A 21,386-nucleotide genomic window follows, 5' to 3' on the forward strand; every position below is an offset into this window, starting at 1 on the left:
AGCCGCGATCTCACCCTGCGAATGACCCACCACCGCATCCGCCACCACACCCACCGACGACCACACCGCAGCCAGACCCACCATCACCGCAAAACTCGCAGGCTGCACCACATCCACACGCTCCAACAGCGCAGCCGGAACATCCCCCCGCAACACATCCACCAACGACCAATCCACCCACCGCTCCAACGCCACCGCACACTCCCCCACCCGCTCCGCGAACACCGGCGAAGAATCCAGCAATTCACGCCCCATACCAGCCCACTGCGAACCCTGCCCCGGAAACACCAAAACCGTCCGCCCCGCACCCACGGCCGACGACAACCCGCCAGTCACCACACCACGATGAGACTCACCCCGCGCCAACGCACCAAGCCCCGCCAACGCCTCAGCACGCGAACCCACCACCACCGCACGCTCAGACAACACCGCCCGCCGAGCAACCAACGCCGCAGCCACGTCCGTCAGAGGCACCCTCTCGCCGGACTCCACCAAGGACGCCAACCGCTCCGCCTGCCCCACCAGGGACCCCGCCGAGGCGGCGGACACGACCAACGGCACCACACCATCAACGACGTCTACCGTCAGCTCAGACTCGACGGGCTCCGCATTGACGGGCTCCGTCTCCGGTGCCTGCTCCAGGATCAGGTGCGCATTCGTCCCACTGAGACCGAAGGACGACACACCAGCACGGCGGGGCCGGCCGGTGTCGGGCCACTCCCGGGACTCGGTCAGCACCTGGACGGCACCCGCCGACCAGTCCACCTGCGACGATGGAGCATCGACATGCAGCGTCGCCGGCATCACGCCGTGCCGCAGCGCCTCCGCCATCTTGATCACACCAGCCACACCCGCCGCCGCCTGCGTGTGACCGATGTTCGACTTCAGGGAACCCAGCCACAACGGGCGCCCGGGTTGCCGGTCACGGCCGTACGTCGCCAGCAGGGCCTGCGCCTCGATGGGATCGCCGAGTACCGTGCCCGTGCCGTGCCCTTCCACCACGTCAACCTCAGCCGCCGAGAGACCAGCCGACGCCAACGCCTTACGGATCACCCGCTGCTGCGAAAGACCATTCGGCGCCGTCAGACCATTCGACGCGCCGTCCTGATTCACCGCGCTGCCGCGGATCACCGCAAGGATCCGGTGCCCGTTGCGCCGCGCCTCCGACAGCCGCTCCAGGACCACCACCCCGACGCCCTCAGCCCAGCCGGTGCCGTCCGCGGCATCCGCGTACGACTTGCACCGGCCGTCCGAGGACAGTGCACGTTGCCGCGAGAATCCCACGAACGTGGAGGGGTCCGCCATCACCGTCGCGCCGCCTGCCAGCGCCATGGAGCACTCGCCCTGGCGCAGCGACTGGACCGCCAGATGCATGGCCACGAGGGAGGATGAGCAGGCCGTGTCCACGGTGATCGCAGGGCCCTCGAAACCGAACACGTACGACACGCGCCCGGATGCCACGCTCGACGCCGTGCCCGTCTCGCCGAAGCCCTCAAGTTCCGCCGGAGCCGCACCCGACAGCCCGTACCCTTGTCCCATCAGGCCTGAAAAGATTCCGACGTCACGACCTTTCAGCGTCCCTGGGTCGATCCCGGCCCGCTCCAGCGCCTCCCACGAGGTCTCCAGCAGCAGCCGTTGCTGCGGATCCATGGCAAGTGCCTCACGCGGTGAGATCCCGAAGAACCCGGCGTCGAACAGGCCCGCCTCGTGCAGGAAGCCGCCCTGATCGGCATACGACGTGCCGGTCTTCTCCGGGTCAGCATCGAACAGGCCGTCCAGATCCCAGCCTCGGTCCTCCGGGAAGCCGGACACACCGTCCCGGCCCTCTTCGACCAGCCGCCACAGGTCCTGAGGGCTCGCCACACCGCCTGGAAGGCGGCACGCCATACCCACGATTGCAATCGGCTCCGCGGGGTTGGCGGCCCCGGTCCGATCCTTGTCGGCCGTCGCCTCCCCGGCCGTGTCGTGCAGACCCAGGATCCTGGCCCGAAGGTGTGCGGCGAGGTCCTCGGGAGTCGGGTGGTCGAAGGTCACGGTCGTGGGCAGACGCAGCCCGGTCCGTTCGGTCAGCCGGTTGCGCAGCTCGACGACGGCGAGGGAGCCGAGGCCGAGGTCGCGGAAGGACCGGCCCACCGGGGTTGGTTCGGTGCTCGTGTGGGTGTGGACGGCGGCAGTCTCCTTGCGGATCATCTCGCCGAGCAGGGCAAGCTGGGCCCGCTCGTCCAGATCGGCCAGGCGTGCGCGCAGGGCGGCGGTGATCGTCTCGTCGGCCTGGGCGGTGGCGCGGGGCTCCTGTTCCGTCAGAGTGTCGAGTAGCGTCTGCACTCGGTCGCCGGGGTTGATGGTGCTCGGCCAAAGCGCCAGCAGGGCCGGGGATCCGGTCTCGATCAGCGCGTCGAAGGCGGCGGGGCCCTCGTCCGGCCGGCCGAGGGCCAGCAGCGAGCCGGGCAATCCGTGCAGTCGGCGGTTGCGGACCACGGCCTCGGTGAGGGCGGCGGTGACCACCGTCGAGGCGAGGCCGTCGGACTGCGCGCCCACCAGTGCGGCAGCGTCGGTCACCACGACGAACGCCGTGAGATCGTCGTCGGCGGTGACGTCATGCAGCGTTCGGGCGAGTTCGGGATCATCAGCGGTGTGGACGACCGCGGTCACTGGACCGGTCCTGGTCAGGGCCTCATACAACTCCAGCGAATCCGAGCCGTCGGCCACGACGCGGACGATATCCACCCCCTCCGGCAGTGGCTCGTCCTGGCTCCACTCGTCGTAGGTATTCGTTGCCTGGACGAGCACGAGGTGTCGTGTTCCGTGCTCGGTGACCAGGTGGCGGGCGAGGAGCGAGCCAGTCTTCGTGTCGGCACCTGTAACGACCACGACGCCGTCAATCCCCGGCGTGGCAAGATCCGGCCTGTCGGTGACGGGGAGGCGCACGAGCCTGGGCCGCATCAGTACCCCGTCCCGTACGGCGAGCTGGGGCAGGCCCGAGGAGACGGCGGCGATCAGCGCCGCAGCGTACTCGGACTCCGGGGTGCAGGCTTCGACGTCGACGATTGTCAGCGGCGCGGCGTCACCCCCATCGGCCTGTGCGGCCCGTGCGGCTGCCCACAGGGCAACTTCGGCGCCATCTGGCGTCTCGTCCCGGTCGGTGACGCCCATCGCGCCCCGGGTAAGGACGACGAGCCGGGACCCGGTCTCCTTGCTCCCTTCAGCGCAGGTCGGCGTCAATGTGTCCGCGTCTGCCTCTGCGAGAACCGTCACGTCGGTGGCCGTGTCAGGGGTGGTGCGTGACGTTGAGAGGTCAGCGTACTGCCGTACGTCGGCGACGCCTGCCTTCCCAAGAGCGGCGACCAGGCCGTCAGTGACGGCGGTCCGACCAACCACTGCCCAGCGCAGCTCTTCCGGCGCGTCAGGGGAGACTGCCACCCTGCTCCAGTCCCTCAGCATCAGTCCCTCGTGGTGACCATCGGCGGCGTATCGCAGCCGGGCCGGCAAGTCAGCGAGAAGGCGCCGGACGACCTTCCCCGAGCCGGTCCTGGGGATGGTCCGGGCCTCGTATATGCGCTCGGGGAGCTTGTACTGGGAGAGTTGGGTGCGGCAGTGGTCGAGCAGCCGGGCGAGGTCGACGCCGGCCGGACCAGGGACCACCCAGGCGACGGGGACCTCGCCGAGGGTGTCGTGAGGCATGCCGGCGACTGCGACGTCGGCCACGCCCTCGGCCACGCGCAAGGCGGCCTCGATCTCGTCGGGGTGGATGTTCTCACCGCCACGGATGATGACATCCCTGAGACGGCCGCAGATGGTGAAGTAGCCGGCTTCGTCGCGCCGGGCCAGGTCGCCGGTGTGGAACCAGCCGTTCTGTAGGGCCTCGGCGGTGGCCTGTGGGTTGTTGTGGTAGCCCACCATGACGTTCGGCCCGCTGACCCAGACCTCGCCCTCGTGCCCGGCGGGCACGTCCTGCCCGGTGCGGGGGTCGACGATCCGGACTCCGACACCGGGCACGGGAAGGCCACAGGAGCCCTCGACCACGGGGCCGTCGGGCGGGTTGATGGTGATGGCCCCGCAGGTCTCGGTGCTGCCGTAGGCGTCGACGAGGGGGATGCCGAAGGTCTCCTCGAAGGAGCGGCGCAGTCCAGGGCCGGTGACGGCACCGCCGACGAGGCCGACCCTGAGATCGGGCAGAGAGAGGCCGGTGCGGCGGGCCCTGCCGACCAGGTGGTGGTAGGTGGTGGGGACGCCGGCCAGGAAGGTGGACCGGTCCTCGCGTAGGGCAGTCAGAATGTCGTCGGCCGAACTGCCGTCCATGATCCGGGCGGTGGCGCCGGAGACCGTGACGGACAGGACGCAGGCAATGTGAGACAGGCTGTGGAAGAGCGGCAGTGGCCACAGCACGCGGTCATGCTCGGAGAGTCCGGGCACGGGAATGTAGCAGGAGGCAACGGAGTAGAGGCAGTTGCGCTGGGTGGAAAGGACGCCCTTGGGGCGGCCGGTGGTACCCGAGGTGTAGAACATCCAGGCCACCTCGTCAAGGCCGAGGTTGTCCGGGGCATCGTTGACGGGCTCGGTGGCGGCGAGTTCCTCGAACGGTACGGTGCCCGGGGGCAGCATGTGCCCGGCACGGGCGTCGGGGGCGCCGGCCACGACGACGGACACGCCGCGGGTCGCCCGGGGAATTGACTGAAGAAAAGTTTCTGCGTGTGCAGTGCCGGTGAGGGCGAACGCCGCTGCGCTGTCGGCCAGGAGGTATTCGATTTCCGCCGGGGCGGCCTGCGGGTTGACCGGTACGCCGATGCCGCCGGCCCGTACCACGGCGAGGTAGCTCTCCACCATCGCCACCGAGTTGCCGAGACACAGAGCCACCCGATCGCCGCGCCGGACACCGAGGCCGACCAGGTGACCGGCCAGTCTCCTCGTCCGTGCGTCGAGTTCCCTGTAGGTGACCGCGTACCGGTCGTCCTCGAAAGCGATCTTGTCCGGGAACCGGCCCGCGTTCTCGCTCAGGATGACCGGAAGCGGGGTGATCAGGTCGGGAAGCACCTTGACTCGAACTCCTAACCGGCTATCGGGAATGGCCAACTGCCGTTCGGCAAGCATGTATGTCTATAGGGGTGAGTCAGCTCGACCGTGTGATGGTCGGCCTCCGACCTTGCGATGTCTTGGACCGGCTGGCGCAGCCTGAGCAGGGCCGAAAGACTCCAGATGGTCCGCGAAAGGTCGAGGACTGACCTGTATGACACTAGACAGGACGGCATTCACGGGGCATCCCCTGCTCTGGTAGGTCCCGGTCGAAGGTATGAAAGCGTGGTGGGGACCCGTGTCGTAGCTCACCTGGGTGGTCTCGTCCTTCCCGGAACCGGTAGTCCTCGGAGCTGCGGTCGATGACAGATCAGTACATTGTCACCCTGCTTCAGCTACGCGCCGTCGCGGGAGACCAGCTGCCCGTAAGCGGTCGAGTTCACCAGCCCCGGCGAGGCGGCCTCCTCCCAGGTCGGATGCTCCGGCTTGGGCATCAACTGGTCGGACTTCACCAGCGCCGGCTCAGCGAGGCCGCCGAGTTGGTCTCGAAGCCCCGGATGCGCTGCTCTGGATCGAGCATTGTGTCGTCGTGGCCGTCGGAGCTCTCCAGCTCGACGGAGAGGCAGTACGCCACGACCCGGTCCCCGGGGCGCCACCGGTTCACGCCAGGGCCGGTGCGCAGCACCCCCGCCAGGTCCGAGCCCAGTACGTGGTACGGCAGGTCGTGGCGCCCGGCCTGCTCACTGAGGCATCCGTAGCGCTCGAGGAAGCCGAAGGTCGGCACGGGCTCGAAGATCGAGGACCCCACGGTGTGGTAGTTGATCGCGCTCGCCATCACGGCGATCAAAGCCTCGCCCAGACCCGGCTACGGTGTCGCGACCTCCTGCACCCGCAGGGACTTATGGAGATCCTTCGCCTTCGAGTCCATCCCCTCGGACATCGCGGTGTCTCCCGGCGCACCACATCGCCCCGGTGGTACTCGGGCAGACGCACACCCGCCACATCTCCCGATGTGACCTCCTCAGAGAGGAGAGCGCTGATGATCTCGTTCATAGTCTGTCTTCTTCCTGTGGTTGCGTCATCGGCCTGCACCGGTCGCATGCAGCAGGGCGCGCGCCGCCAGGCCACCGGGGCGATGACCTCGGCTGCACGGTCGGCGAGGAAGAAGTGGCCGCCCCGGAAGACCTTGGTCCTCGGTCGGCTGGCGATGCGCTTCCGCCCGCCCGCGGTCTCCAGCGGGTTGCGGCAAGCGGGTGCGGACTCCTAAGAGATCTGCGGGCATGCAGGCATCAGGCGGCGAGCTTCTTGAGCGTCGCCCGGGCAGTTGCCAGGGACTTCTCCCCCAGCGGCTTGAGATCCGCCATGGCCGGCACGATCGCGGCCAGGGTCAACTCGGCGTGCACAAAAGTGAGGTTGTCCGCGAGACCGATCGCCTTCAGGATGTGCCGCAGGTACGGCTCCTGGTAGTCCTGGCCCTCGCGCGGGGTCCCCGGAGCGTAGGAGCCGCCGCGCGCGGTCACCACGATGACCGACTTGCCGCTGAGCGGACCGGAGTCGGCCCCCGGCAGGATCGCGTGGGCCGGGCTGACCAGCAGGTCGATCCAGGCTTTGACGTTTGACGGGATCGTGTAGTTGTACATCGGCACGCCGAGCACGATCGTGTCGGCGTCATGCACTTCGGACACCACCGTGTCGACGAGCGCCTTCTCCTCGTCCGTCTGACCGTGATCGCGACTGGGGTCCAGAACGTACTCGCGCACGGGATGGGTGAGATGGGGGATGGGCTGGGCGGCCAGGTCGCGGTGGACGTAGCCGGCGTCAGGGTGGTTCTGCCGCCACTGGGTCACGAAATACGAGGTCAGCTGACGCGACGTGGAACCCTCATGGCGGATGCTCGCATCGATGTGAAGAAGAGAAGACACAAAGACACCTCTCTCGACGGCACGGGAGCCCTGTCCGTTGCCTACGCGGTCCCGCCGTCACCCGCCCGGAGGCCACCCTGAAAACCCCCGATATTGGTCCAGTCCCTGGCTAGTTCCACACGTGAGGAGATCTGTAGCTTGCAGAATATTTTCTTTAGATGGTAGGCCACAGTATGAGGAGATATGAAAAGGTGTTTAGCCGTCTGTCTGTTGGTCATTCCTTGTGCTACCAATTGAGCCACCTTAGCTTCTGTTTCGGTGAGATTCGCGATCGCCGACGGTGGGGTTGCGCGCCAACGGGATTGGTGGTGCCTAACACCGAGACCCCACAGTCTCTTCTTGATTCGCAAGGCATCGAGTGGGGCTCCCGCCTTGATATAGGCGTCAGCGCTCTGCTCAAATATTCTTATGGCCTGGTCCTGTTGCGACCGCTCACGGGCCAAGAACTTCCCGATGTCTTCTATAGTCGAAGCTCGCGCCCAGGGGTGGACCTGCATCTTCGCAGCGAGCCGGAGATCGACCAAATTTCGCTCGAATAGACTTTGCGCGTGGAGGGCTGAAGCGGCTAGCGCATGGTGCTGCGGGTTCATTTCAGCCAGTTTCTGAGCTAGCTTCACTGCTTTGTGCGCCGTTGGCTTCTGGTCGAATTTCAGCGCCAGCCGCACGATCCAGGGGGCGGCAGCCGACTGTGACAGGAGTACGCTCCTGCTGACCGGGCCGAAGTCAACGAGTTCCTCGATAACTGGTGCGACACCCTCGGCTCCTCTTTGGGCTTCGCGTATCCGCACGTTTACCCATGCGCACTGTCCCGCCAGCAGGGTGAGACGCCCCATGAATGCGTCGTCGGTTATCATCTGCATGTGCGACGAAGCCGCATTCACGTCTGCACGCCGCAAAGCGATCAATGCCAGGATGAGGTGACTCGCGATACGGTTTTCAGAGTTACCCTCGGCTTGCGCAAGCACCTGGTCACTCAGGGCCGCTGCCGCGTCCAGGTCTCCGGCCATGAAAGCCAGGTGTGACCGGGCTAGCGAGAGCCCGGCCGGGGAGATCACCGGGCCGAAGAGACTGCTATTCGGATTCTCTGGATGGTAGAGAAGTTTCGTTACGCGTTTGAATTCTCCTCTCCTTGTCAGCACGAAAGCCAACCACATTCTAGTACGCAGGTCACAGTCGCATGAAGAGTCAGAGGCTGTCTTGGCAGCAGATTCTTCAGCAAGATACAGACTACGGTCGGACCAGCCATTCAGCCAGAGAGCTATCGCCTGTCGGATGAGTTGACATTTTGCGCATGTTCCAGCATTGGGACATATGCGCGCAGAATCTGCCAGAAATGACCTTGTCAGCATTTAAAGCCCCTCCCTCGTCCCCTCAGCGATCAGGCTTTCAGGTTCGACTTAAACTTTCAAGCGCCCTTCCTGGCCGTCATGGCTTGATGTGATCGCTCTCGACAGCGACCGTGAATATTGACTGAACCGTTTCAAACCTGCCACTCCAGGGTAGCGATGAATCGCCCCGGGTCGAACTGAGGCTCGATTCTCTGAGAGGATTGAGTCATGGCATGTCCCTCCCCTTACCCCGCTGAGCTGCGCCGTCGTGCGGTCCGCATGGTCGCCGAGGTGCGCCCCGACTACGACACCGAGTGGGCCGCGATGAAGGCCGTCGCGAGCAGGCTCGGGATCGGAACGACCGAGACCTTGCGTACCTGGGTGCGGCAGGACGTTGTGATGTGACGCACCGTTCGGGTGCTGTCCTGGGCGGCGCGTGGCCATCAGGCTGTGGCGGGTGGCAGAACGAGTACGTGTCCGTGAGATCGACGACGGCGAAGGCAGGCGGCTGCTGCTGATCATCCGCCGCGGCACCGGGTCCGTGGTGACCTGGCGGCGGGCCCGGATGGTTCCGCTGTCCGCGCAGGGCATGCCGGTGGCGAAGATCGCCGAGGTCACCTTTACCAGTCCGGACCGGGTCCGCGACCTGGGCGGGCGGCAGTTCGGCGTACTCCGGCCGGTTCAACAGCTCCAGCGCCGCCGCCCGTTCGGCCATCGACAGGGCCGATGGCGGTGCCGGACGCGGCTTCGGCTCCACCGGCGGGCGGGGCTTGAGCCGCCGGCAGGCCGCGGCCGTGCCCAGCCGGGCCCAAGGCCGGTGAACGCCTCGTCCACGACCGGGCCGACGGCGTGCTTCAGTCCGCGCTCTCGGAGATCATGGCCAAGAGCGCGGAGGCTCCCATGGCCTCAAGGGCGGCGTCCCGCTTGGCCAGATCCTTCTCCAGCCGGGCGACCTTCTTCTGCGACCGCTCCGACTCGGCTTGTTCCGCGGCCTTCTTCGGCCGTGCCAGGCTGGTGCGCCGGTCGGTCGGGGTGGTCATCCATCCGCCGGCGATGCCGGCCAGTGCGCCCGCGCGCGCCACAGGACCGCGCCGTCGGCCTCATCGGATCCACGCACGGCACGAAGGGAGACCTTCGTCCCACCGATGTCGACGCCCATATAACCTGCCCCGGTCGCAGCCATCACGGAACGGCACACTCCACAATCCGCATAAGCCGCCGGTACAGGTCACGCGACTTGCTTTCCGGACAGAAGTCCTGCCAGGGCTTGTTGCGGCCACTGAAGTGCAGGATCGTCGCGACCTCCTCAGCGCGGAGAAGCGTTTCCAGGCTGACAACGCTCTCGGCGGCATGGTGGTAGTCCTCGCGGCCGACCACGATCGACATGGCAAATGTGTTCCATTTTTGATCCAAGCGGAGCCAGTTGTCGTCCGCCGACCAGTTCAACGCATCCTGATCGGGGAAGCGGGTTACCTCCGGCTGTTCGGCAAGTATTTTACAAGCGCGATCCAGGACGCCGGTCGAACGACACTTGTCCAGGTCAAGCAGAAGCACACCAGAATTGAAGTACTCGCGATCCGCAGGCAATTCGAGATGATCCCAGGGTGGATACGCTCCCCCGCAGCCCAACGTCGGCCGTACCGGATCGCGAACAGCGCCAAGAGCGAACCCGTTCAACGACAGGGTAAGGAGCTCTCGAATATCATCCATGATGAGTAGGTCTGAGTCCAGGTACAGCACTCGCGATTCATCTGCGAGCACCTCGTGCACATTGAGGCGAAGATAGATAGTCGGAGTAAATCGCCTCTGCACCGGCAGGCGCGGGTCGACCGGCGGACTTCTCATCAACTCCAGCCGCAGGCCCAGTCGCTCGCCGTGGTCGCGGATTCGCAGCTGCGAGGCGTCGCTTAACTCATCGTAGAGGATCACGACCCGGAGGTCGTCTATGCAGTCCGCATGTGTGGCGGCAAGTGAGTGGAGGAGAACTCTCAACGGCAATTCGAACTTGTCGTCCACTGCGCAAACAATCGGCGGAAGCCAGGCCAACTCTGGTCCTTTCAGAACGAATGATGACGGGCACTTCCGGTCGCGCCGCATTACGTCGAGTTGTTACCGAGTCACCCGATGCACCCGAACCCGGTCATCGGAGTCATCGGAGTGCTCGCCCTCGATAGAGCCGCGCAGCCAGGGCGGAAGTTGCCCTTCGGCGAGCAGGTCCAATACCACTGCCTTGTTGATCGGGTTGGCGAAATGGAGCTGTGCGGCACCGCTTGGCGACCGCAGGCGCTCCTGGAGTCTCGCGCGCTCCTGTTCGTAACTGGCCGCATCCCTGCCATGGGCCCGGAAGTCAAATATGCTGTTCGCTATCTCCAAGGTCGTGAGTTCGGACACCGGTGGACCAAAGTGCTGGAAGATCGTCGCCTCGTGATCGAGGCCAATCGTATCGGACTCAAGCAGCTGGACCAGGGTCCAATAATATTGGTCGCTGTATGCGAATCGCTCGTCCGTGTCGTAGTCATGCATCCGCAGGTCACGCAGGACCTGGAATTGGTCGCTCGGTGGCTTCGGGTACCTGGCGCCGAGGTCAAGCAGATCGCGAGCAGGCCCCATGAGGCCTCCGCTGTTGAGGTAGGCATAGGGATGGACCGGGGGACCCCCCTGAAGAAGGTAGCCAACGGGGCCCAGTGGCCAGGAGCTCGGCTCAGCGGAGAAGATCACTTTCCGGGAAAGACGCGCGTATGCCTCCCGGATGTACGACTCGCCCCGTATGAAGAGCGTGTCATACGCGTCCGTGAACAAGATCAGGTCGTCCCCGTCGCAGTACCGCGCCAGATAGTCTCGGAGGATTGTCCGCTTGTCCATGTACGTGAAGTCCTTCTTCTCCGAATGCAAAACGACCAGGTCGAGCCCGACCGCATTGCACGACGGAATGAGCAGACGCTCCAGGAAGGGATTCTTCAGATCAGTTGCGATCGTGATGACCTGCATGTCGGACCTCCGGCCGCATAGCGGTGCGACTGACGATGGTGACGATCGGCCTCATGTGATGTACCCGCGGGCCTGGGTGAGGTAGTGCTCGGCGTAGCTGCCGTTGGCGGCGAGCAGTTCGTCATGGCTGCCCGTCTCCACGATCCGGCCGTCGGCGAGCACCACGATCAGGTCTGCCATCCGTACCGTGGAGAAGCGGTGCGAGACCAGCACCGCGATGGTGCCGTCGCCGCAGGTGGCGCGGACCTGGGCGAGGAACCGCTGGTACACCTCGTCCTCGGCATGCGGGTCGAGTGCCGCGGTGGGTTCGTCCAGCACGACCAGCAACGGCGTGTCCCGCATGTGGCCGCGGGCGAGCGCCAGGCGCTGCCACTGACCATGGGAGAGCTGGACACCGTTGAAGATCCGGCCGAGCTGTGTGTCGAGTCCGTCCGGCAGGCCCGCCACGATCGATCGGGCGCCCGCGCCGGTCACCGCGCGCTCCACTTCGGCGGGCTGATCGATCCGCGGCAGGTCGCCGACGCCGATGCTCTCCCGGACCACCAGCTGGAACTTCTGGAAATCCTGGAAGATACCGGCCATCCTCGACCGCCAGGCGACCGTGTCGAGTTCCCCCATCGGCGTGCCGTCCACGTCGATGATTCCGGTGGTGGGCTCGTACATCCCGGTGAGGAGCTTGACGAGGGTGGACTTGCCGGCGCCGTTGACGCCCACCACGGCGACCGTGCTTCCAGCGGGCAGGCGCAGGTCGATCCCGGTGAGGACCTCCCGATCGGTGGCGGGGTAATGGAAGCCCACGTTTCGGAGCGTGATCCCCTCGCGCAGCCGCCCCGGTGGGCGGCGCCCGCCCGTGGGCCGCTCACGTCGGGCGTGTTCCATCAACCACTGGTAATGGCCGATGGCGTGGCCGGCCATGCCCAGCTGGGTGATGCCGGTGATGGTCTGGCCGGTCTGGTCGCGGAGTTGGCCGACGAGCGCGACGACGAGCACGATGTCTCCCACCGTCGCGCGATTGTCCACAACGAGCGAGACGAGCAACAGCAGCGCGGCGGCGATGCCGGCCACGTAGATGGACCAGCCGATCAGTTGCAGGGCGCTGGCCTTGACCATCGCACCGGCGCGGCAGCGCAGCGCCTGTACCCACATGCGGTCGGCCTCGTCGCTGACCGCTTCGCCGCTACCGGAGGTCCGCAACTCCTTCGCCGACTCGGCGTTGATGAACAGATGGTGCAACTCGGTCTCGGTCCGCTCCAGCTCGGCGGTGGTCTCGCTGGTGCGCTGGATCAGGATCCGACCTCGGTGGGCGGCAAGGAACAGGAGTACCGCGAGCGGCGTGAGCAGCATCAGGGCGGGATGCACGGAGCCGAGCAGCCACAGGCTCAGCCCGAGGCTGACGGCGGACGCTCCGGTCTCCGCCGCCGACCAGCCTGCCCCGGCCATCGCCCATGCGCCGTTACGCACCAGCCCGATCCGGTCGAGGTAGTCGGCCCGCTCAAGGTGGGCGATTCCCGGTATGGCCGACGCCGTGGCCGCCACCTCGCTGCTGAGGTGTGATGCCACGTGGTTGCTGACGTCGACCCGCAGGTTGCTGTAGAGGGCGAAGCCCGTCGCGGAGAACCCGAAGAGGACGGTCCCGAGCGCCACCGCCCACAGTGTTCCCGCCAGCGTCCCCTGCCCGGCGGCGTCGACCAGCCAGCGGCCACTGAGCGCGATCGCGGCGTTGACGCCCGCCAACAGCACCACCAGGACGATGCAGGCGCCAGAGCGCAACGGATCGATCCGCCATGCCATCGTCAGCATCTGACGGGACAACCACAGCCACGTCCTCACCGGATCACCTCGGTGGACGGCGGGGCCGGATCGGTGAACAGGGCGGCCTGCCGCTGGAACAGCCGGGCGTACTCACCACCGCGCGTGATCAGCGTGTCATGGTCGCCGGTCTGAGTGATCGTCCCGCCATCGAGGACCAGGATGCGGTCCGCGCGCCGCACCGTTGACAGCCGATGCGAGATCAGCGCCACGGTCGCTCCGGCCGCCGCGGCGACGACCTCGTCGAAGAACGCCGCCTCCGCGCGCACGTCCAGGTGGGCGGTCGGCTCGTCGAGGACCACGACCTGAGCGCCTTGTCGCACGGCGTAGAGAATCCGGGCCAGGGCGAAACGTTGCCATTGGCCGCCGGACAGCTCGATCCCACCGGCACGCGACCGCGTCACCGGCGTGCGACCACCCAGCGGAAGCTCGCGGACGAACTCATCGGCGCCGGTGTCACGCAGCGCCGCCCGCACCGCCGCGGGGTCCACCGGTCGGTGGCCGGCGCCGAGCGACACGTTCCGCTCCGCCGAGAGTGGATAGTGGATGAAGTCCTGGAACAGCATGGTCAGGCGCTGCCGCCAGGCCGCGGGGTCCAGCGCGGCCACGTCGATCCCGTCGACGGTCAGTCGGCCGCCGCTCGGCGCGTACAGGCCGGCCAGCAGCTTCATCATGGTGGTCTTTCCGGCCCCGTTGATGCCCACTACCGCTATGACCTCACCGGATCGGATCTCCAGGTTCAGTCCGTCGAGCACCGGCACGTCGGCTCCCGGGTACCGGAAGCTGACGTCGTGGAACCGAATCACCGGTGGAGCGGCGGTGTCCGGCAGGGGCTTTCCGCCGGCGACCGCCACACCGGAGCGCTGCGCCAACCGGTCGAAGGCGCGAACCGCGCCGACGCCGTGCTCCATGTCGAACTGCTCAAGATCTAGCTTCGAGAAGCTCAGCACCGCCGTGGACGCGGCCATGTACATGGCCAGCTTGTCGACGCCGATGGTGCCGTTCCGCGTCGCGAGACCAAGAACGAGCAGCGCGGAACCCGCCGATATGACCGCGAGCACGGCCGTTGTGGCCTGCCGGGCGTACACGGCGTTCCTGATCTGCCACACCTGCCGCACCCACCCCAGTTCCGCGGTGTGGCGGCGGGCGGTCACCCACTCGCCGAGGCCGAACAGTCGCACCTCCTTCGCCGCGGACGCCGACGCCGCAAGGTCCATCCAGTAGGTCGCCTTACGCTTCTCCCCGGCGAGCGCTTCCTCTCTCGTCTGCAACTCCACCCACTGGGCGCGCGCCACCGCCCGCATCAACCCGGCGGCAGCCACCAGCGCCGCCGCCAACACCAGCGAGAACCGGGCGAGGAGAACCGCGGCGACGAGCGCGGAGACCAGCCGGAACAGCACCAGCACGTAGCCAGTCGCGGCGGTGCCGGGGGAGCGAACGCGCCATGAGATGCCCAGATCCGACGCTCGACGCAAGTCGTCCTGGTAAGCGGGCTCCTCCAGGTGCGCTATCCCCGGTGGCGTCAACGACATCCGCCGCAACCGGTCGCGGACTCGCCGGTCGATCTGCCGGTTTGCCAACGGCCCGACCGTGGACACCAGCAGGTTTCCCAGCTCCCAGCCCAACGACACCAGGGCGAAGAAGCCGGCCGCCACCAACATCCCGGTGGTATCCACCGAACCGGCGGCCCGCGCGTCCGTCACGGCACTCACCAGGACGCCGGTGGCCAGGGCCAACGCCGCCGGAGCGACCGCGGTCATGATGTGACCGGCCAACAGGAGGGCGGTCAGTGGCCACGGCGCCAGCCCCATGATCTGCAACAGCCGCATCCGCTCGCCGAGCACGTCGCGGAACGGCCGCTCCGGCAGGCAGACACCGCCCGCCAGGATCCGTACGAGCCGTTGCGATGCCCGCCACGTGAGATCCAGCATGGGATCAGTACCTGCCAAGGGCGTCGCGCAGGCGACCTGGGCGCGTGTCCGGGACCTCGACCTTCACCCCGTACCCACCTTTCCTGTCGTCACCATGTCGACACGCCGACGAACGGCTCGTCTCGAATCATCTCGAATGATCGCTGTAGGTGCTGTAGGTGGCTCAGGCTAGTACGGCGGTCCGGAATGCGATCTTGTTCAAGGTCGGGTGAGGCGGTTCGTCGGTCGTGCCGGCGGGCGGCGTCGGCACCGGGTGTGCCCGTGCGGATTCCGCTCCTCCTGATCAGGGGAGTTGGACGGACAATCCGTGGCGGAAGAAGTTCCGGGGATCCCATTTCGCCTTGACCTGACGAAGACGCGGGTAGTTGTCCTTGTAGTACAGCTCGTGCCACGGAGCCGAGGACTTGTTGAACCTCGCATCGGCGACATCGCTATCCGCGTCGTTGACATAGCAGCCGTCGGTCACGGCGTTCGGTACCGGAACCCCACCTGTCTCCGCGTACACCGCCGCGTAGAACTCCCGATTCCAGTTGATGTACGTCGCGTCGTCGGCGGGATCGTCCCAGAGCACCGTCCACAGCAGTGCCATCGAGCAGTCCCGGTGTGGGAATGCCGTGGCGTTCTGGCCCACCGCGTTGATCCGGCCGCCGAACCCGGCGAACGAAACCGCGATCGTCGGGTTGTCGATATCGGTGCGAGTGAGGTACCGGTAGAACGCATCGATCTGATGGTCCGGCAGGTTCGCGCGCATCAGGGCCGATTTGAAGTCCCCCCGCAGCGTCGGGTCGTTCTGCGTCTCGTTCGTCGTGGCGTGTCGCCGCACCGGCTCCGGCCACGGCGTCCGCCGCGGGCGGGGCGGGGACCCGGACTCCACTCCCTCAAGGATCTCCGCGAGGTAGTCCTGGAGCAACCGCTCGGCGTCCGGGTGGTCGCCGTCCACCTGAGTGCGCAGGACGATCGGGCCGCCCGACGGGTGGGTCAGGTCCAGGCCGCCGGTCACCGCCAGGTACGGCGAGTCCGGCGCCTTGTGCCTCTCGTGAAAGGCCCCGAAGTTCTTCAGCAGCCGTGTGAATCCCTGACGGGTCAGCTCGCTCCACGGGAACGAGACGTTACTGATCAGCAGGTCGCCCGGTGGCCGAGGCAGAATCGCCCGGGGTTCGTTTCCGACTGCGTCCGGCGAACGGAACCAGTAGCGGGTGACCACGCCGAAGTTCCCGCCGCCACCGCCGGTGTGTGCCCACCACAAGTCACGGTTGGGATCGTCCTCTTCCCGGGTCGCCACCACCGTGGCGACCATGCCCCTGGCGTCCACGACGACCACCTCCACCGCGTGGAGGTGGTCGACGGCCATGCCGTGGGCCCGCGACAGGAAACCGTATCCCCCGCCCGCGACGTGTCCGCCGGCGCCGACCGAGGAGAAGCTGCCGGCGGGAATCGTGACGCCCCACGCGGTGGCCATCAACTCGTAGATCTCTATCAGGGTGGCACCCGGCTCGACGGCGACCGCCCCGCGTTCGGCGTCGAAGTACACCTGATTCATCTCGGAGAGGTCCAGTACCACCTGGACGTCCGGGTTGAATACGAAGTCCTCCAGGCAGTGGCCACCGCTGCGGACGGTGAGCCGTTTGCGCCCGTCGACCGCCTGCTGGACGACCTCGGCCACCTCGGCCGCGGAATCGACGAGGTAGACCGCCTCGGGATTGGCGACGTACCTCGGGTTGAGGCCGCGGACCACGTCCGGATACCGCGCGTCCGCCGCGGTGACGGCACCGCTCATGTCCATCCCTTCCATCCCTCTGCTTTCACCCTTCGTGTCCCATCAGACAAGACGCGCCTGTCCAGCACCGGCAAAGGGTTGAGTTTCGTGACCAACACCTACGCCCACCCCGTGCGCATCGGCGTAAATGTACGGCCCCAACACGCCGAGTCGTCGCCGAGGCCGAGGAGATCGGCGTCGATATCGCCTTCAACTGGGATCATTTCGTCCCGGTCGACGGCGCACCGCACGGCAAGCACTTCGAGTGCTGAACGATGCTCGGGGCCTTGGCCGAGGCGACCACCAGGATCGAGATCGGCGCGCTCGTCACCTGGAACAGCTACCGCGACCCGGATCTGCCGGCGGACATGGCACGTACCGTCGACCACGTCTCCCCGGGCCGACCGATCCTCGGCCTCGGCTCCGGCTGGTCCAGCGGGACTACCCAGCGGGACTGCGATGAGTACGGCTATGAGTTCGGCACCGCCGGCAGCCGGTTGGACCACCTCGGCGACGCGCTGCCGCGGATCGAGAATCGGCGCGCCAGGCTGAAGCTGGTCGCCAGGCACGCCGACATCTGGCACGGTTTCGGGGACCCGGAGCAGACCGAGCGCAAGCACCGTATCCTCGACGAGCACTGTGCCAACAGTGGCCGCGACCCGGCCGACATCGAACGGGCCGCCGGGGTGAGCTCGCCTTCGTACGACCTGGCACCGCTGCGTGAGTGGATCAGCGGGATCAGTTCGTCGGGGCCCGGCCGGTGGGCGTGTTCTTCGGCGCGGACGACGGCCAGGGAGGCGTGGGCGAGCATGGCGAGGGTGACCCAGCGGCTCCAGGACGGGTAGCGGCGGAGTTGGTGTTCGTCGAGTCCGGCGAGGCCCTTCACGCTCTGGAAGGTCTCCTCCACCCCGTGCTGATCGTGGACGGCAGCCTGGTGCCCACCCGTGATCACACCGTCGCCGAGCAGTCGAAGAACTACCGGTACTCCACCAACCACCAGGTCGTCATCGACGCCGACGCCCGGCTCGTCGTGGTGGTCGGCCGGCCTCTGCCCGGCAACCGCAACGACTGCAAGGCGAGGAGACCATTCCGCCAGGTCATCTTGCTGACCCCAGCCAACATGTTGTTTTGCCGAGCTCGCAGTTTCGCCGGCCGTCGGGCCGCGGACCGGGATCAGCGCCAGCCCGCGGCTCCGCCGTTCAACTGCGGAGCTGTTCAACTGCGGAGTTTCCGCGGTTGAACGCGCGGCTCCCGCCTTCGCGTTGTCCTTCAGCCGTTCGTACTCATCTTCTCTGAAATGCCCGACCACCCGGGCAGGCGAGATAAGTTGCGTCGGAACGACGCTGCGGCCTACCGTCTCGCAGCTCGCGCTCTGCTGGCCCACGTCCCCGCTACCTGAGTGATCAGTTCGTGCGTCTATTGTGGAGGTTACGCCGATGATAGATGTTGCCATTTCGACGGGCAAGCCCTCGAACAACTGCGGCGAAATATTGGGCGTCGTCGAATTTGGCGGCCAAGCTCGAAAGCCGGACTTGGACGCAGGCTACCCAACGGTCGGCATAGCGATGGGCGATCCATCTCACGGGCACGTCTGTGAGACGTGGACGAGTACGTCCGAGGTATCCACGGGCCGTCAGGGCGACATCGTCTACGGTCACGACCGCACACATCTCTTCGGAGCACTCCAGCTGCCCCCTTCGGACAGGTACCGTGACGCGACAAGGACTGCCTACCGGCAGCTACTGGCGTTGATCTCTGATCTCGACTATCCCCACCTGGTTCGAATGTGGAATTATATTCCAGATATCAACCGCCCCAACTGTGAAGGCTTGGAGATCTACCGGGACTTCTGCCAGGGAAGAGCGGAGGGATTCGGGGGCGCGGGAGCTGCCATGGCCTCCCGTCTGTCGGCGGCTACGGGGGTTGGTTCACGCGGCGGCGGCATAATGATCTACTTCATCGCCGAGCGATCAGGAACGCCCGTCCACTTTGAGAGTCCACGCCAGGTGCCGGCCCATCAATATCCCAGAGCATATGGTCCGCGGTCACCGAGCTTTTCCCGGGCAACCTTTCTCCCGGCATCTAAAAAGCTCTTCTTGTCCGGCACGGCAAGTATCGTCGGACACAGGTCGGTAAACTTGGAATATCTCGAAGGCCAGTGCGATACGACGCTCGAAAACATTCGCGTGCTCCTCGAATATATATCAAGAAAGTCTGACGCCACGGTAGATCTGGACTCTTTTAGCCTGCTGAAGGTCTATGTGCGCCATGAGAGTGACGCCTTGTATGTCCGGAAAAGACTGGGAGGAGCCGTCGCTCCCGGGGTTCCCATCGAGATATTCAACACAGATATCTGTAGGAGCGAGCTGTTGCTGGAGGTAGAAGGCGTGCTCGATATGAACGTTCCCGATCACCACGGTGACACAAAATGAATGCCGCGGCAGCGTCGGCCACGTCGACGACGGTGCGGTTCTCGGGCCTTGCCGGCGCTGTTGCGCCGATGACCTGGTCCCAGTTCGGAATGTGGGGCGCGGTCAAGAAATTTCGCCCTTACGACACCTATCTCAACGTCAGTCTTCGAGTTGAAATACCGTCTGCCTGCTCACTCGACGACGTGCTGTCCGTGATTCGGGACATGCTTGTCAAACACGAGGCCCTGCGGACCCGCTACTTTGACTCGGACGATGGAATCGGCAGACAGGAGGTGGCCGAATCAGGCGAGGTCGAGGTTCTGCTGGAGCACGACACCGAGGGGTCGCTGGATCACTCGATCAATCGTTTGGCCGATCGCTCATTTGATTTCGATTCCGAATTTCCTGCACGATTCAGCGTCCGCCATGTTGAGGGGCGTCCGGCATGGCTGCTCGTCGTCGTATCACACCTGTCGATCGACGGACTGGCGCGTAATCGACTCATCGAGGAATTCACCGCGCGGCTGGCCGGTGACCATCGGTATGGCGACGGCCAAGCCCTGTTGACGCCGGTGTCGAAAGCGTTGGAGGAGAGCAGCCCGAGCGGCGTTCTGCGAAACGAGCGAACGATCACACGGTGGCAGCGCTTCCTGGAACGGGTCGATGTCACCAACTTCGCGAAGAGAGTTCACGACGAGCGCGAGCCGCGTTGGCTGCGCGCCTCCATGTTTTCACCGGCGCTCGGATCCGCGTTCGATCGGATCGCCGACCGGAATCAGGTCACCTCGCCGGCCGTCTATGTGGCGTTGTCGGCGACGGCAGTGTCGGCTCTGTCAGGTCATGCGACCAGCGCGCTGCGATGCATGATCTCCAATCGGTTCACTGCCGGCGAAAAGCGTTACATCGGCAACCTGTCCCAAGCATGTGCCTTCGATGTGCGGGTGGCGGACGCAGTTTTCGATGAGGTCGTCCAGCGCTCCATGGTTGCGAGCATCCGCGGTTACTCGATGGGCAGATACCGTATCGACGAGCTCGAAAAGATCGTCGATCCTGCCAAATTCGACGCCATGCACAACGACTTCCGTGACGCCGCTGCCAGTTCCCAGCCGCAGCAACTCCTAGCTGTTCCTGAGATACGCTCGCTTCGATCTCAGACCGTCATCGAGCCTCCCCAGAGACTTCAGTACTACGACGACAAGTTCCATATGGAGGTCCGGCAGGGAGCGGGTGCGCCGGCGCCGGCCGTAATGATCGACCGGTGCTACATACCCGTTGCGGAACCCCGCGTGATCCTTCTGGCGATGGAGGCGTTCGCGCTCGCCATGCTGTCCGACAGTCGTCACCTGCCGGCGGTCGACGTGTTCAAGGCCACACTGGCCGAAGTCGTGGAGACAGACGGAGGGCTCTCGTGACCGATGAAGCCGAGATGATTGACCGTTCCGCGATCGCGCGTCAACTGACGGCATGGGTGGTGGAGCTGGTGCCCGGCTGCGACGAGTCCGAGATCAGCGAAGAGGCGTCACTCAGGCAGTTCGCCGGGTTCGACTCGATCGCCATCGTTCAGCTGCTCGCCAGGGCCGAGGACGAGTTCGGCGTCGACCTCGCCGACCAGGACGAGACGATCCGGAGCGTGGACTCGGTCGGTTTGTTGGCTGAGAGCATCATTCGCTTGGGCGGCCGACCGCAGTGAGCGGAAGGCGTCCCTCCCGGCCCTTGGTCTCGGCTGGGCGGTCCGCGAGCTCTGGGCGCCGATGCTCAGCGATCATCCCGAGTTCACCGTCATCGCCGTGCACGACCCGGACCCGGTCGCGACCACGTGGGCCATCGGTCTGTTCCCCGCCGCACGGCCCCTCGGCGAACCTGGCGACCTCCGGCCGGACAAGGTGGATCTGGCCGGGGTCGCGACTCCCGATCACGCGCACGCCGCCACAGCGATCTCGCTGTTGGGACGGGGAATCTCCGCGTTCGTCGAGAAGCCGGTCTGCGTGAACTCGGGCGAGGCCGCTGCGCACGCTGCTGTCGGAGCTCGGCACGCTGTAGGCGTGGAACCGTCGTGGATCCGCGCCAGCGGCATCCCCGCTTCCGGCGGGTGGTTCACCGAGCGCCCCGCCGCCGAGCCGGCGGCGGGGCGCTGGCGACTCCCTCGCGCGGCCCACGCCGAGGCGACCTTGGCGGCGGTCCGTTGGTCACCGTGTGCGCCGCGTGGGCTTCGCACGCCGAGCGCGACGTGA

At 66.1% G+C, this 21,386-nt stretch carries 13 protein-coding genes and 6 pseudogenes; 8 read left to right on the top strand and 11 right to left on the bottom strand.

Features of this window, described 5'->3' with window-relative positions:
• From ADY01_RS05390 to ADY01_RS36600, 4 genes and pseudogenes are all read right to left on the bottom strand, one after another.
• Nucleotides 1-5,031: type I polyketide synthase (locus tag ADY01_RS05390; RefSeq protein WP_049566376.1), on the bottom strand; the 5,031-nt coding region annotated here is incomplete at its 3' end.
• A 377-nt stretch (nt 5,032-5,408) separates the two neighbouring features.
• A pseudogene (locus ADY01_RS05395) lies at nt 5,409-6,063 on the bottom strand (alcohol dehydrogenase catalytic domain-containing protein); the annotation flags it as partial.
• A gap of 236 nt (nt 6,064-6,299) precedes the next feature.
• Nucleotides 6,300-6,932, bottom strand: coding sequence for an FMN-dependent NADH-azoreductase (locus ADY01_RS05405; protein ID WP_049566385.1), 633 nt, complete (start codon nt 6,930-6,932; stop codon nt 6,300-6,302).
• A 41-nt stretch (nt 6,933-6,973) separates the two neighbouring features.
• On the bottom strand, nt 6,974-8,071 hold the full coding sequence (locus ADY01_RS36600; protein ID WP_234320079.1) for a helix-turn-helix transcriptional regulator: 1,098 nt from the start codon (nt 8,069-8,071) through the stop codon (nt 6,974-6,976).
• A gap of 417 nt (nt 8,072-8,488) precedes the next feature.
• Here ADY01_RS36600 and ADY01_RS37945 point away from each other — a divergent pair.
• Nucleotides 8,489-8,650 (top strand): annotated as a pseudogene (locus ADY01_RS37945) (IS3 family transposase); the annotation flags it as partial.
• Between the two features lie 67 nt (nt 8,651-8,717).
• Nucleotides 8,718-8,909 (top strand): annotated as a pseudogene (locus tag ADY01_RS41490) (IS630 family transposase); the annotation flags it as partial.
• Between the two features lie 205 nt (nt 8,910-9,114).
• Here the strand turns inward: ADY01_RS41490 and ADY01_RS39655 are convergent.
• The 6 genes from ADY01_RS39655 to ADY01_RS05440 all read right to left on the bottom strand — a co-directional run bounded on the left by ADY01_RS39655 (nt 9,115) and on the right by ADY01_RS05440 (nt 16,765).
• Nucleotides 9,115-9,300, bottom strand: a complete 186-nt coding sequence (locus ADY01_RS39655; protein WP_199826167.1) for a hypothetical protein — start codon at nt 9,298-9,300, stop codon at nt 9,115-9,117.
• A gap of 142 nt (nt 9,301-9,442) precedes the next feature.
• Nucleotides 9,443-10,276 carry a glycosyltransferase family 8 protein gene (locus ADY01_RS05420; protein WP_049566389.1) on the bottom strand — a complete coding sequence of 278 codons (834 nt, stop codon included), beginning with the start codon at nt 10,274-10,276 and terminating at the stop codon, nt 9,443-9,445.
• A gap of 93 nt (nt 10,277-10,369) precedes the next feature.
• A complete protein-coding gene (locus ADY01_RS05425) occupies nt 10,370-11,248 on the bottom strand; it encodes a glycosyltransferase domain-containing protein (RefSeq protein ID WP_049566393.1) in 879 nt (292 codons plus the stop codon).
• 51 nt (nt 11,249-11,299) lie between these two features.
• Entirely contained in the window at nt 11,300-13,078 is a 1,779-nt protein-coding gene (locus ADY01_RS05430) for an ABC transporter ATP-binding protein (protein WP_063784126.1), read from the bottom strand.
• On the bottom strand, nt 13,075-14,988 hold the full coding sequence (locus tag ADY01_RS35885; protein ID WP_053170527.1) for an ATP-binding cassette domain-containing protein: 1,914 nt from the start codon (nt 14,986-14,988) through the stop codon (nt 13,075-13,077). The genes ADY01_RS05430 and ADY01_RS35885 overlap by 4 nt, the downstream gene beginning before the upstream one ends.
• Before the next feature lie 283 nt (nt 14,989-15,271).
• On the bottom strand, nt 15,272-16,765 hold the full coding sequence (locus ADY01_RS05440; protein ID WP_049566457.1) for an FAD-binding oxidoreductase: 1,494 nt from the start codon (nt 16,763-16,765) through the stop codon (nt 15,272-15,274).
• Between the two features lie 254 nt (nt 16,766-17,019).
• On the opposite strand from ADY01_RS05440, the pseudogene ADY01_RS40295 reads away from it, so the two are divergent.
• A pseudogene (locus ADY01_RS40295) lies at nt 17,020-17,181 on the top strand (LLM class flavin-dependent oxidoreductase); the annotation flags it as partial.
• Nucleotides 17,182-17,474: 293 nt separating this feature from the next.
• Here ADY01_RS40295 and ADY01_RS39660 read toward each other — a convergent pair.
• Nucleotides 17,475-17,651: pseudogene (locus tag ADY01_RS39660) on the bottom strand (IS701 family transposase); the annotation flags it as partial.
• A 3-nt stretch (nt 17,652-17,654) separates the two neighbouring features.
• On the opposite strand from ADY01_RS39660, the pseudogene ADY01_RS36610 reads away from it, so the two are divergent.
• The 5 genes and pseudogenes from ADY01_RS36610 to ADY01_RS39665 form a co-directional block, all read left to right on the top strand.
• Nucleotides 17,655-17,822: pseudogene (locus ADY01_RS36610) on the top strand (transposase); the annotation flags it as partial.
• A gap of 358 nt (nt 17,823-18,180) precedes the next feature.
• Entirely contained in the window at nt 18,181-19,176 is a 996-nt protein-coding gene (locus ADY01_RS36615) for an FkbO/Hyg5 family chorismatase (RefSeq protein WP_078900027.1), read from the top strand.
• Entirely contained in the window at nt 19,173-20,567 is a 1,395-nt protein-coding gene (locus ADY01_RS05455) for a condensation domain-containing protein (protein WP_078900028.1), read from the top strand. Before ADY01_RS36615 ends, ADY01_RS05455 begins: the two co-directional genes overlap by 4 nt.
• Complete coding sequence (locus ADY01_RS05460; RefSeq protein WP_049566406.1) at nt 20,564-20,845, top strand: acyl carrier protein; 282 nt, start codon at nt 20,564-20,566, stop codon at nt 20,843-20,845. Before ADY01_RS05455 ends, ADY01_RS05460 begins: the two co-directional genes overlap by 4 nt.
• On the top strand, nt 20,808-21,386 hold the full coding sequence (locus tag ADY01_RS39665) for a Gfo/Idh/MocA family oxidoreductase (RefSeq protein ID WP_420715589.1): 579 nt from the start codon (nt 20,808-20,810) through the stop codon (nt 21,384-21,386). The genes ADY01_RS05460 and ADY01_RS39665 overlap by 38 nt, the downstream gene beginning before the upstream one ends.

It is taken from the genome of Streptomyces sp. SBT349 (assembly GCF_001083795.1).
In the GTDB taxonomy this organism is placed as follows: Bacteria; Actinomycetota; Actinomycetes; order Streptomycetales; family Streptomycetaceae; genus Streptomyces.

Bases quoted from the DNA above. Each gene is read 5' to 3' on its own strand.
- ADY01_RS05440 (WP_049566457.1), bottom strand. From the start codon at position 16,765: ATGAGCGGTGCCGTCACCGCGGCGGACGCGCGGTATCCGGACGTGGTC.
- ADY01_RS36615 (WP_078900027.1), top strand. From the start codon at position 18,181: ATGATAGATGTTGCCATTTCGACGGGCAAGCCCTCGAACAACTGCGGC.
- ADY01_RS35885 (WP_053170527.1), bottom strand. From the start codon at position 14,988: ATGCTGGATCTCACGTGGCGGGCATCGCAACGGCTCGTACGGATCCTG.
- ADY01_RS05455 (WP_078900028.1), top strand. From the start codon at position 19,173: ATGAATGCCGCGGCAGCGTCGGCCACGTCGACGACGGTGCGGTTCTCG.
- ADY01_RS39655 (WP_199826167.1), bottom strand. From the start codon at position 9,300: ATGACCACCCCGACCGACCGGCGCACCAGCCTGGCACGGCCGAAGAAG.
- ADY01_RS05425 (WP_049566393.1), bottom strand. From the start codon at position 11,248: ATGCAGGTCATCACGATCGCAACTGATCTGAAGAATCCCTTCCTGGAG.